The organism is Pseudomonas sp. 008 (genome assembly GCF_016861935.1).
GTDB lineage: Bacteria > Pseudomonadota > Gammaproteobacteria > Pseudomonadales > Pseudomonadaceae > Aquipseudomonas.
In genome coordinates, this window is sequence record NZ_BOMA01000004.1 from 381,422 (window position 1) to 393,273 (window position 11,852).

General features: G+C 56.6%; 11 protein-coding genes. 6 read left to right on the forward strand and 5 right to left on the reverse strand.

Features of this window, described 5'->3' with window-relative positions; genetic code table 11:
* Positions 1–18: 18 nt before the first annotated feature.
* From yidC to rpmH, 4 genes are read right to left on the reverse strand one after another with little or no spacing between them, the layout of a single operon-like run.
* A complete protein-coding gene (gene yidC / locus JUI81_RS11130) occupies positions 19–1,704 on the reverse strand; it encodes a membrane protein insertase YidC (RefSeq protein WP_019580342.1) in 1,686 nt (561 codons plus the stop codon).
* A gap of 2 nt (positions 1,705–1,706) precedes the next feature.
* The gene (gene yidD, locus JUI81_RS11135) at positions 1,707–1,952 is read right to left on the reverse strand and encodes a membrane protein insertion efficiency factor YidD (RefSeq protein WP_003213574.1); all 246 of its coding nucleotides are present in this window, start codon (positions 1,950–1,952) and stop codon (positions 1,707–1,709) included.
* A complete protein-coding gene (gene rnpA / locus JUI81_RS11140) occupies positions 1,945–2,346 on the reverse strand; it encodes a ribonuclease P protein component (RefSeq protein WP_026286513.1) in 402 nt (133 codons plus the stop codon). Before rnpA ends, yidD begins: the two co-directional genes overlap by 8 nt.
* Positions 2,347–2,362: 16 nt before the next feature.
* Positions 2,363–2,497 (reverse strand): 50S ribosomal protein L34, encoded by a 135-nt coding sequence (gene rpmH / locus JUI81_RS11145; RefSeq protein WP_003213577.1) that lies wholly within the window; start codon positions 2,495–2,497, stop codon positions 2,363–2,365.
* A gap of 568 nt (positions 2,498–3,065) precedes the next feature.
* On the opposite strand from rpmH, the gene dnaA reads away from it, so the two are divergent.
* Genes dnaA through gyrB form a run of 4 tightly spaced genes read left to right on the forward strand, consistent with a single transcriptional unit; the run spans position 3,066 to position 9,276 of the window.
* Positions 3,066–4,586: a chromosomal replication initiator protein DnaA gene (gene dnaA, locus JUI81_RS11150; protein ID WP_007934322.1), complete on the forward strand. Its 1,521-nt coding sequence runs from the start codon at positions 3,066–3,068 to the stop codon at positions 4,584–4,586.
* A 39-nt stretch (positions 4,587–4,625) separates the two neighbouring features.
* Positions 4,626–5,729, forward strand: a complete 1,104-nt coding sequence (gene dnaN, locus JUI81_RS11155) for a DNA polymerase III subunit beta (RefSeq protein ID WP_007903001.1) — start codon at positions 4,626–4,628, stop codon at positions 5,727–5,729.
* Positions 5,730–5,749: 20 nt separating this feature from the next.
* A complete protein-coding gene (recF, locus tag JUI81_RS11160) occupies positions 5,750–6,853 on the forward strand; it encodes a DNA replication/repair protein RecF (protein WP_018927321.1) in 1,104 nt (367 codons plus the stop codon).
* Positions 6,854–6,858: 5 nt separating this feature from the next.
* Positions 6,859–9,276, forward strand: a complete 2,418-nt coding sequence (gene gyrB, locus JUI81_RS11165) for a DNA topoisomerase (ATP-hydrolyzing) subunit B (protein WP_007934319.1) — start codon at positions 6,859–6,861, stop codon at positions 9,274–9,276.
* Positions 9,277–9,355: 79 nt separating this feature from the next.
* On the opposite strand, the gene JUI81_RS11170 is transcribed toward gyrB, so the two are convergent.
* Positions 9,356–10,075, reverse strand: coding sequence for a response regulator transcription factor (locus JUI81_RS11170; protein WP_026331802.1), 720 nt, complete (start codon positions 10,073–10,075; stop codon positions 9,356–9,358).
* A 236-nt stretch (positions 10,076–10,311) separates the two neighbouring features.
* Here JUI81_RS11170 and JUI81_RS11175 point away from each other — a divergent pair, with 236 nt between their 5' ends.
* On the forward strand, positions 10,312–10,515 hold the full coding sequence (locus tag JUI81_RS11175; protein ID WP_172901216.1) for a hypothetical protein: 204 nt from the start codon (positions 10,312–10,314) through the stop codon (positions 10,513–10,515).
* A gap of 341 nt (positions 10,516–10,856) precedes the next feature.
* Positions 10,857–11,843 carry a FecR domain-containing protein gene (locus JUI81_RS11180; protein ID WP_032831056.1) on the forward strand — a complete coding sequence of 329 codons (987 nt, stop codon included), beginning with the start codon at positions 10,857–10,859 and terminating at the stop codon, positions 11,841–11,843.
* Positions 11,844–11,852: the final 9 nt, after the last annotated feature.

Below are 11,852 nucleotides of genomic sequence, written 5' to 3' on the forward strand. Positions count from 1 at the left end.
GGTTATCCACAGTGTAAATCAGGCAGTTGCTTTGGTAGCTGCTTCGATCTTACGCGTGATGTACCACTGTTGGGCGATCGACAGGCAGTTGTTCACTACCCAGTACAGTACCAGACCGGCCGGGAACCACAGGAAGAAGAAGGTGAAGATGATTGGCATCAGCTTCATCACCTTGGCCTGCATCGGATCCGGAGGCGTCGGGTTCAACTGCTGCTGGATGAACATGGTTGCGCCCATGATGATCGGCAGAATGAAGAACGGATCCTTGATCGACAGGTCAGTAATCCACAGCATGAATGGCGCCTGGCGCATTTCCACGCTTTCCAGCAGAACCCAGTACAGCGAAAGGAAAACCGGCATCTGCACCAGGATTGGCAAGCAGCCACCCAGTGGATTGATCTTCTCTTTCTTGTACAGCTCCATCATGGCTTGCGACATTTTCTGCCGGTCTTCGCCATGTTGCTCTTTCAGCGCGGCCAGTTTCGGTGCCACTGCACGCATGCGTGCCATGGATTTGTAGCTGGCGGCCGACAGCGGGAAGAAAATCCCCTTGATCAGCATGGTCAGGAAGATGATCGAGAAGCCCCAATTACCAACCAGTGCGTGGATATGTTGCAGCAACCAGAAGATTGGCTGGGCAATGAACCACAAAATGCCGTAGTCGACGGTCAGTTCCAGGCCTGGGGACAACTGTTTCAGGACAGCCTGGCTTTTTGGACCTGCGTACAGAACGGCGCTGGTTTCAACCTTGGCACCTGGCGCAGCGGTCAGAGAAGGACCGGTGTAGCCAATGATGTAGTTGCCTTTGCTGTCTTTACGGGTCTGGACGACGTTGTTTTCGCCCTTGGCCGGAATCCACGCGGTCACGAAGTAATGCTGCAACCAGGCAACCCAGCCACCGCTGACGGTTTCTTTCAGCTGAGCCTTGTCCATGTCCTTCATCGACACTTTCTTGTACGGCTCGTTACTTGTCCACAGGGCGGCGCCCAGGTAAGTCGCGGTGCCGGTGGCAGTGCTGGAAGAAGGATCGGAACTGGCGTCACGCTTCAGTTGCGCGAACATTGCACCGGACCAGGGCTGAGCGCTCTGGTTGTCGATCAGGTAGGAAACGGTTACGTCATACAGGCCACGTTTCAGGGTGAAACGCTTGATGTAGTTGACGCCGTCCTTGCTGAACTTCAGGTCCACGACCAATTGGTCCTGACCGTCAGCCAGTTGATAAATCTTCTTCTCGGAGGAGTAAACCGGACGACCGGCAGGACTTGCGTCCGGACCGTTGGTGCCGATCAGGCCGCTCTGAGCCAGATAAGTCCGCTCGTTGCCGTTATCGAACAACTGGAATGGAATTTCCGGATGGTCCTGGCGACGTGGATACAGCGGCAGCGTCAACTGGGCAACATCGCCACCTTGTGGATCGATAGCCAGGTTGAGCACATCCGTTTTGATCTGGATGAGGTCTTTGCTTGCAGCCACTGGCGTTTCAGCAGGTGCAGTTGCACTGGTATCGCTTGCGGCGCGCGGGATGTCGTCACTGGCGGAAGCATTATTGCCAGTCGCCGTATCCGGTAGACCCGGTGCGGTAGTACTGGAAGCAACATTCTGAGTCGGCAGGGCAGCCTGGCCATAGTCCTGGTTCCATTTAAGAACCATAACGTAGGACACGATTGCCAGGGCGACGATCAGGATCGTGCGTTTGATATCCATGATTACTCGGCCATCGAAGAAGAACGGGAGGTAGGGATAGGTGGAACCGGGTCATAACCACCGGGATTCCACGGATGACAGCGACCTAAACGACGAAAGGTCAGCCAGCCACCGCGCAGAAGGCCATGATTTTCTATGGCTTCTAACGCGTAGCAGGAACAACTGGGGTAGAAACGACAGTGATTGGCCATCAGGGGACTAATGGCATAGCGATAAAACTGGATCGGAACGAGTGCCAGTTTACGCATCGGGACTGTCTACCCCTACAGTTTCGGCTTTGACTGCTGGTACCGGCTTGCTGCGTGCCAGACGTTTCCAGAGTTTGCCGAAATGCTGAATCAATTCGGGGTTTTCTACGTCACCCAAACCTTTGCGCGCGACGATAACAATGTCCCAACCGACCAGTGAATCCTGGTTCAGGCGAAACGATTCGCGCATCAGACGTTTGAGGCGATTGCGCTCGACGGAGAGCTTTACGCTCTTTTTCCCGATAACCAGCCCGAGACGGGGGTGATCAAGATCGTTATTGCGCGCAAGGAGCAGGAGATTTTTCCCCGGAACCTTGCCGGTAGGGGAGTCAAAGACTGCCTTGAAATGCCGGGGAGTAAGCAGACGCTTATCCCGACTGAAGTCCTGACTCACCTCCAGTGCCGGATTATCAAACTGCCAGACGCGCACGACCTTTGGCGCGACGACGCGACAGGACGGCACGACCGTTCTTGGTAGCCATGCGAGCACGGAAACCGTGGGTACGAGCGCGTTTGATAGTGCTTGGTTGGAAAGTACGTTTCATTGTCGTGTTACCTGGTTCGTCCACAACGGGCCGGAATGGCCCCCGTTTTAAGAGACCGGGGATTCTAGAGAAAGCAAGCCTCTAGGTCAATTTCCAACCAACGTTTCCTTATAAATAGATCTCCAGAGGATTTGCTCGTCCGCAGGTCGTTCGCTAGATATAGAAATAAAGAAGGGAATTATTTAAAGCTTTTCTGTAAAGCTTGTAAAAGCTAGGCACGCGATGATCTGTGGATAACTGCCTTAAGCCCTTAAAAACCGTGATGTACAGAGAATGACAACTACAGTGGAAAACGGTGATCAGCCTGTGCTGCGCTATCGGATAAGCTGTGCGTGGAAAGGTCAGTTATCCACAGGCAGGTTATCCACCGAGTTTCGCCCCCACTTGTCCAGTGCCCTCATGGGCGGTTATCCACAGAGCTTATGCACATACCGTTGGTCTTCTTTTTGAGGGTTAACGCATTGATAATTCATGCCCTGTGCGCAACCTGCATGTGGATAAGTGGGCGTCTGGCCGCTACAATGACCGCTTGTTTTTGCCTCACCGGCTTTCAACTTAGGGGATATCCGTGTCAGTGGAACTTTGGCAGCAGTGCGTGGAGCTTTTGCGCGATGAGCTGCCTGCCCAACAATTCAACACTTGGATCCGCCCGCTACAGGTCGAAGCCGAAGGCGACGAGTTGCGTGTCTACGCACCGAATCGTTTTGTTCTCGACTGGGTCAACGAAAAGTACCTGGGCCGCGTCCTTGAACTGCTGGATGAGCACGGCAATGGCATGGCGCCGGCGCTTTCCTTATTAATAGGCAGCAAACGCAGTTCGGCACCGCGTGCGGCACCCAATGCCCCGTTGGCCGCTGCGGCGTCCCAGGCTCAGGCGGCGGCCGCACCGGTCAGCGCTCCAGCCCCTGCTCCGGCAGCGGCACCGACCAAGCGTTCGACGCAAAAAGTTGCCGAGGTCAGTGAAGAACCGTCCCGCGACAGCTTCGACCCTATGGCCGGCGCCAGTTCGCAACAGGCCCCGGTTCGTTCCGAGCAGCGCACGGTGCAGGTCGAAGGTGCGCTCAAGCACACCAGCTACCTGAACCGCACATTCACCTTCGAGAACTTCGTCGAAGGTAAGTCCAACCAACTGGCACGGGCTGCGGCCTGGCAGGTGGCGGACAACCCCAAACACGGTTACAACCCGCTCTTCCTTTATGGCGGCGTCGGTTTGGGTAAAACCCACTTGATGCACGCTGTGGGTAACCACCTATTAAAGAAGAACCCGAATGCCAAGGTCGTGTACCTGCATTCGGAGCGTTTCGTGGCCGACATGGTCAAGGCGCTGCAGTTGAACGCGATCAACGAGTTCAAACGCTTCTACCGTTCGGTGGATGCGTTGCTGATCGATGACATTCAGTTCTTCGCTCGCAAGGAACGTTCGCAGGAAGAGTTTTTCCACACCTTCAACGCCCTGCTCGAAGGTGGCCAGCAGGTCATTCTCACCAGTGACCGCTATCCGAAAGAAATTGAAGGCCTTGAAGAACGCCTCAAATCCCGCTTTGGCTGGGGTCTGACGGTTGCCGTCGAGCCGCCGGAGCTGGAAACCCGTGTAGCGATCCTGATGAAAAAGGCCGACCAGGCCAAAGTCGATCTGCCACACGACGCGGCATTCTTCATCGCTCAGCGTATTCGCTCCAACGTCCGTGAGCTGGAAGGCGCGCTCAAACGCGTGATCGCCCACTCGCACTTTATGGGCCGCGACATCACCATCGAGTTGATTCGCGAATCCCTGAAAGACTTGTTGGCGTTGCAAGATAAACTGGTCTCTGTGGATAACATTCAGCGCACCGTCGCTGAGTATTACAAGATCAAGATCTCCGACCTGCTGTCCAAGCGTCGTTCACGCTCGGTAGCACGTCCGCGTCAGGTCGCTATGGCGTTGTCCAAGGAATTGACCAACCACAGCCTGCCGGAAATCGGCGATGTGTTTGGCGGCCGCGACCACACGACTGTTTTGCACGCCTGCCGCAAGATCAACGAGCTTAAGGAATCCGACGCGGACATCCGCGAGGACTACAAGAACCTGCTGCGTACACTGACCACTTGATGAACACCAGCGCAGCTTATTAAGGCAAGGGACTAGACCATGCATTTCACCATTCAACGCGAAGCCCTGTTGAAACCCCTGCAACTGGTCGCAGGCGTCGTCGAGCGCCGACAGACCTTGCCGGTGCTTTCCAACGTGCTGCTGGTTGTCGAAGGCCAGCAACTGTCGCTGACCGGTACCGACCTGGAAGTCGAGCTGGTCGGTCGTGTGCAACTCGAAGAGCCTGCAGACCCGGGTTCCATCACTGTGCCTGCGCGCAAGCTGATGGACATCTGCAAGAGCCTGCCAAACGATGCGCTGATCGACATCAAGGTCGATGAGCAGAAGCTCGTGGTGAAGGCCGGCCGTAGCCGATTCACCCTGTCGACCCTGCCGGCCAACGACTTCCCGACGGTGGAAGAAGGCCCGGGTTCGCTGACCTGCAGCCTTGAGCAAAGCAAACTGCGTCGTCTGATCGAACGCACCAGCTTCGCCATGGCGCAGCAGGACGTGCGTTATTACCTCAACGGCATGCTGCTGGAAGTCTCGGCCGGGATCATCCGCGCCGTGGCGACCGACGGTCACCGTCTGGCCATGTGCTCGATGCAGGCCGATATCGGTCAGCCGGATCGTCATCAGGTGATCGTGCCACGCAAAGGTATCCTGGAACTGGCACGTCTGCTGACCGAACCGGACGGCAACGTCAGCATTGTGCTGGGCCAGCACCACATCCGTGCCACCACCGGCGAGTTCACCTTCACCTCGAAACTGGTCGACGGTAAATTCCCTGACTACGAGCGCGTTCTGCCTAAAGGCGGCGACAAGCTGGTACTCGGCGATCGCCAGGCCCTGCGTGAAGCGTTCAGCCGTACCGCGATTCTGTCCAACGAGAAGTACCGCGGCATCCGTCTGCAACTGGCCAACGGTCAGCTGAAGATCCAGGCGAACAACCCGGAGCAGGAGGAAGCGGAAGAAGAAGTGGGCGTTGAGTACAACGGCGGCTCTCTGGAAATCGGCTTCAACGTGAGCTATCTGCTCGACGTATTGGGCGTGATGACCACCGAGCAGGTTCGCCTGATCCTGTCCGACTCCAACAGCAGTGCGCTGGTGCAAGAGTCCGACAACGACGACTCGGCTTACGTTGTCATGCCGATGCGTCTGTAATCATGCTCAGCAGAAGCTAGATGTCCTTAAGTCGCGTCTCGGTCACCGCGGTGCGCAATCTGCACCCGGTGACCTTCTCCCCCTCCCCCCGAATCAACATTCTTTACGGCGCCAACGGCAGCGGCAAAACCAGTGTTCTGGAAGCCATTCATCTGCTGGGGCTTGCCCGTTCGTTTCGTAGCACCCGCCTGTTGCCGGTTATTCAGTACGAACAATTGGCGTGCACGGTATTTGGCCAGGTCGAATTGGCCGAGGGCGGGCACAGCGCATTGGGGATATCTCGCGATCGTCAGGGAGAGTTCCAGATCCGCATCGACGGGCAGAACGCCCGTAGTGCGGCACAACTGGCGGAGATCCTGCCGCTGCAGTTGATCAACCCGGACAGCTTCCGCCTGCTGGAAGGCGCGCCGAAGATTCGCCGGCAGTTTCTCGACTGGGGTGTGTTCCACGTGGAACCGCGATTCATGTCTACGTGGCAGCGCTTGCAGAAGGCCTTGCGCCAGAGAAACTCTTGGCTGCGGCATGGTACACTTGACGCCGTTTCGCAAGCGGTTTGGGACAGGGAACTGTGCCAGGCCAGCGATGAAATAGATGAATACCGCCGCGCTTACATCAAAGCCTTGAAACCAGTCTTTGAACAGACCTTGAGCGAACTGGTTGAGCTTGAGGGCTTGACGCTCAGCTATTACCGAGGCTGGGACAAAGACCGTGAGTTGAGTGCAGTGCTCGCCGGATCCCTTCAGCGGGATCAGCAAATGGGTCATACCCAGGCCGGACCACAACGGGCTGATTTGCGTCTCCGATTAGGCGCACATAACGCCGCGGATATCTTGTCCCGTGGTCAGCAGAAGTTGGTGGTCTGTGCATTGCGGATTGCCCAAGGGCACTTGGTCAGCCAGGCCCGACGCGGCCAGTGTATTTATCTGGTGGATGACCTGCCGTCCGAACTGGACGAGCACCACCGTCGCGCGCTTTGCCGCTTGCTGGAAGACTTACGCTGCCAGGTCTTTATCACCTGTGTAGATCACGAATTATTGAGGGAAGGCTGGCAGACGGAAACGCCAGTCGCTTTGTTCCACGTGGAACAGGGCCGTATCACCCAGACCCACGACCATCGGGAGTGAAGGCATTGAGCGAAGAAAATACGTACGACTCAACGAGCATTAAAGTGCTGAAAGGCCTGGATGCCGTACGCAAACGTCCCGGTATGTACATTGGTGACACCGACGATGGCAGCGGTCTGCACCACATGGTGTTCGAGGTGGTCGATAACTCGATCGACGAAGCTTTGGCCGGCCACTGCGACGACATCAGCATCATCATCCACCCGGATGAATCCATCACCGTTCGCGACAACGGTCGTGGTATCCCGGTAGACGTGCACAAAGAAGAAGGCGTTTCGGCGGCCGAGGTCATCATGACCGTGCTGCACGCCGGCGGTAAGTTCGACGACAACTCCTACAAGGTTTCCGGTGGTCTGCACGGTGTAGGTGTATCGGTGGTTAACGCCCTGTCCGAAGAACTGGTCCTGACCGTTCGCCGCAGCGGCAAGATCTGGGAACAGACTTACGTCCACGGTGTTCCGCAAGAACCGATGAAAATCGTTGGCGACAGCGAATCCACCGGTACCCAGATTCACTTCAAGCCTTCGGCTGACACCTTCAAGAACATCCACTTCAGCTGGGACATCCTGGCCAAGCGGATTCGCGAACTGTCCTTCCTCAACTCCGGTGTCGGCATCGTCCTCAAGGACGAGCGCAGCGGCAAGGAAGAGTTGTTCAAGTACGAAGGTGGTCTGCGTGCATTCGTTGAATACCTGAACACCAACAAGACTGCGGTCAACCAGGTGTTCCACTTCAACATCCAGCGTGAAGACGGCATCGGCGTGGAAATCGCCCTGCAGTGGAACGACAGCTTCAACGAGAACCTGTTGTGCTTCACCAACAACATTCCACAGCGCGATGGCGGTACTCACCTGGTGGGTTTCCGTTCGGCGCTGACGCGTAACCTGAACACCTACATCGAAGCTGAAGGCCTGGCGAAGAAGCACAAAGTCGCCACCACCGGTGACGATGCCCGCGAAGGCCTGACGGCGATCATTTCGGTGAAAGTGCCGGATCCGAAGTTCAGCTCCCAGACCAAAGACAAGCTGGTGTCTTCCGAAGTGAAGACCGCGGTCGAACAGGAAATGGGCAAGTACTTCTCCGACTTCCTGTTGGAAAACCCGAACGAAGCCAAGCTGGTCGTCGGCAAGATGATCGACGCGGCGCGTGCTCGTGAAGCGGCGCGTAAAGCCCGTGAGATGACCCGTCGTAAAGGCGCGCTGGACATCGCCGGCCTGCCGGGCAAACTGGCGGACTGCCAGGAAAAAGACCCTGCCCTTTCCGAACTGTACCTCGTGGAAGGTGACTCTGCTGGCGGCTCCGCCAAGCAGGGACGTAACCGCAAGACCCAGGCCATCCTGCCATTGAAGGGCAAGATCCTGAACGTCGAGAAGGCGCGCTTCGACAAGATGATCTCTTCGCAAGAAGTGGGCACCTTGATCACCGCGCTAGGCTGCGGCATCGGTCGCGACGAGTACAATATCGACAAGCTGCGTTATCACAACATCATCATCATGACCGATGCTGACGTCGACGGTTCGCACATCCGTACCCTGCTGCTGACCTTCTTCTTCCGTCAGTTGCCAGAGCTGATTGAGCGCGGCTACATCTATATCGCTCAGCCACCGCTGTACAAAGTGAAGAAAGGCAAGCAAGAGCAATACATCAAAGACGACGACGCCATGGAAGAGTACATGACGCAGTCGGCCCTGGAAGATGCGAGCCTGCACCTGAACGAGGAAGCACCGGGTATCTCGGGTGAAGCCCTCGAGCGTCTGGTGAATGACTTCCGTCTGGTGATGAAGACCCTCAAGCGCCTGTCGCGCCTGTACCCACAGGAACTGACCGAGCACTTCATCTACCTGCCAGCGGTCAGCATGGAGCAACTGTCCGATCACGCAGCGATGCAGGATTGGCTGGCTCAGTACGAAGTTCGTCTGCGCACCGTCGAGAAGTCCGGCCTGGTCTACAAGGCCAGCTTGCGCGAAGACCGTGAGCGTAACGTCTGGCTGCCAGAGGTCGAACTGATCTCCCACGGCCTGTCGAACTACGTCACCTTCAACCGCGACTTCTTCGGCAGCAACGATTACAAGACCGTCGTTTCCCTGGGCGCTCAACTGAGCACCCTGCTGGACGATGGCGCTTATATCCAGCGTGGCGAACGCAAGAAAGCCGTCACCGAATTCAAGGAAGCCCTTGAATGGTTGATGGCCGAAAGCACCAAGCGTCATACCATCCAGCGATACAAAGGTCTGGGTGAGATGAACCCTGATCAGCTGTGGGAAACCACCATGGATCCGGGCTCGCGCCGCATGCTCAAAGTGACCATCGAAGACGCCATCGGCGCCGACCAGATCTTCAACACCCTGATGGGTGATGCGGTCGAACCTCGCCGTGACTTCATCGAAAGCAATGCCCTGGCGGTGTCCAACCTGGACTTCTGATCCGGCAGGACCGCTAAAACAAAAAAGGCCAACGCTAAGCGTTGGCCTTTTTTATTAATCGTAGGAATGTAACAGCTCTTCACTCGCTGGCAGTCGCTACGCTCTCAAGCCGATACCCATACCCGTAAATCGTCAGCAGTTGCCAACCGCGATCAGCCGTCAGCCCCAGCTTGTTGCGCAGGCGATAAATATGAGTATCCAGGGGCCGGGAGGAGACGATTTCTTCATGGGTCCAAAAGCGCTCATACAAGTATTCACGGGATAAAGGTCGGCCCAGATTGGCGAACAGGCAGCGGGCGAGACGGTATTCCCGTTCGGTCAGGCTGATGGGGGTGGAGGCACGGGTGACAGTGAGTTCGGCGTCGTCGAATTCGAGGTCATTGAATGTGAGTACTTCGGTGGCTGCCGCGCGTTGCAGTCCATGCCGACGAAGCACGGCGCTCACCCGAGCCATCAGCTCGTTAGGACGAAACGGTTTGCTCACGTAATCGTCGGCTCCGGCGTTCAAGGCCTGGACGATATCGCTTTCGGTATCGCGACTGGTGAGCATGATCGCGGCCGGTGGTGAGTCCATGTGTTCCCGGGTCCAGCGCAACAACGACAGACCGCTGATGTCGGGCAATTGCCAGTCGAGGATCAGCAGATCGAAAGTTTCCCGGCGAAGTTGCCGTAACAGGTCCTCTCCCCGCTCGAAACTGTGCAACGTCCACGCCTGCTCCCCCGTGACGGGGATCTGTCGCAGTGTCTGTTCCACCCGGCGGAGTTCGGCGGGTTCGTCATCCAGTATTGCGACACGCATGCCGAGTGCTTCCTTCATCTCGTAAGTGCAACGGTTAAGAAAATCCCTGCGGGAGTTTAGGCTGATTGATTGAATCTGAACAATTGTGGCGAATTGCTGTGAACTTCCCAAGTGTGGATACGCTGATATCACTTAGCCGGTAGGTGATGAATGATCGGCAGAATGCTCCAGAGGGACTGTGGGAAAAAATGCGTCTAAAGATTATCTTTAACGGGTTTACAAGATTAGCAGCGTTGATGTTAGCCGCGGGTCTCGGATTGGGATGTACCACGGTCCAGTCAATATCAGTCATCGAGCAGAATGTTGCACCGCGTTACTTCGGCCCGGCAGAGACGAACACGGTGATGGGCGACTCGCCAGGCTTTGCCCCGGTGCACTCCGCACAGGTGGAAGCCGCCCAGCTCGACATTCGTTCGGCGCAACAACGTTGGGTGTTTTAGGCGCCTTCAGTCAATTCTGAACAAATATTGAGAATGACCGCGCAAGGTCGCTTATGCCGGTAAATTCGTTTTCGCTGAGCGGCACAGGGGCATTGGGATGTGCTCCGACGCAGGGAGCGTCAATGCCAAACTGCAGGACCGTCGATCGCCGGTTTTCGGCGGGTCTGCAGTTCAGGGGAAAACACATGGAGTGCCTGCTCAGTTCTGACACAGGGATGTGTCATCTCATTTCCTTTGCGCCCATGGCTATCTGCCAGAGCATCCGGTCAGGTATCGTGCGTCAGCGCGGGCGTTTCCCGGCATGATTTGTATAAGAGCATAAAAGCCAATCCATGAACCTCATGACCTTATTGCTCCCACGCCGTTCTGGCGTTTGTCTTTTACTGGTTGCAGGGTTGATGGAATTGTTCACCCAGAGTGCATCGGCGGCTGCCGCCTCGGCAAAACGTCTGCCTTATATCGATGACAATCAACAATGTCGCGGCCAACCGCTGCCCGCGACTGTCGAGCACCTGACCGGAGAAGCCTGGAAGCTGGATGCTAAAGGCAGACAGACGCCACTGCAGGAAGGCATGCCGATCGATGAGCAGGAAGGCATCAAGACTTCACCCTCGGCGTTTGTCAGCCTGTCCCTGGGCGATGGCTCGCGGGTAGTGCTGCCTTCCAGCTCCCAGATCACGCTACACCTCAATGAAGAACATTCGATCCCTCAGGTTATCCTCGAGCAGGGCCAGGTCGAGTCGTATGTGATCAAGCGTGCCAGCGACCATGATCGTTTTCAGATCGTCACGCCGGTCGGTGTACTGGGCGTACGGGGTACGCACTTCCGGGTGCGCAACGATGATGGTGGCCAGGCATTACTGGAAGTGCTGAACGGGCACGTGGCGGTCAATCGTGATGAGGAACTGTCGCGCCCCCGCTCTGCCCGCTCCACTGCCAAACGGACTCAGGGCCCTGAGGATGATGAAGTCCAGGTCATGGCCCGTCAGGGTTTGCGTATTCAGAAACAAGGCACGTTGACGCCAATCGACTTGTTACCTGCCCCACGTTTGTTGGGGCAGGCCGGTCAAACGGGTAATGTGCCTGTCTGGCAATTGATCATGAAGCCCATCGAAGGCGCCACGCGTTATCGGGCGCAAGTGGCCACCGACGCGGCCTTTCTGGACATCAAGCAAGAGCAGTTTTCCAGCACGCCCGAGGTCAAATTCAGCGGGTTGAAGGCGTTGTTCTACCATGTTCGCCTGTCGGCGTATGACGCTCAGGGGTTAGAAGGAGAGACCGGGGTGTATGACATTTTCTATTACCCCAGGACCACGCGTGTCCAATAGCGCCCTGGC

Bases quoted from the DNA above. Each gene is read 5' to 3' on its own strand.
- yidC (WP_019580342.1), bottom strand. From the start codon at position 1,704: ATGGATATCAAACGCACGATCCTGATCGTCGCCCTGGCAATCGTGTCC.
- yidD (WP_003213574.1), bottom strand. From the start codon at position 1,952: ATGCGTAAACTGGCACTCGTTCCGATCCAGTTTTATCGCTATGCCATT.
- rpmH (WP_003213577.1), bottom strand. From the start codon at position 2,497: ATGAAACGTACTTTCCAACCAAGCACTATCAAACGCGCTCGTACCCAC.
- dnaN (WP_007903001.1), top strand. From the start codon at position 4,626: ATGCATTTCACCATTCAACGCGAAGCCCTGTTGAAACCCCTGCAACTG.
- recF (WP_018927321.1), top strand. From the start codon at position 5,750: ATGTCCTTAAGTCGCGTCTCGGTCACCGCGGTGCGCAATCTGCACCCG.
- JUI81_RS11170 (WP_026331802.1), bottom strand. From the start codon at position 10,075: ATGCGTGTCGCAATACTGGATGACGAACCCGCCGAACTCCGCCGGGTG.
- JUI81_RS11175 (WP_172901216.1), top strand. From the start codon at position 10,312: ATGTTAGCCGCGGGTCTCGGATTGGGATGTACCACGGTCCAGTCAATA.
- JUI81_RS11180 (WP_032831056.1), top strand. From the start codon at position 10,857: ATGACCTTATTGCTCCCACGCCGTTCTGGCGTTTGTCTTTTACTGGTT.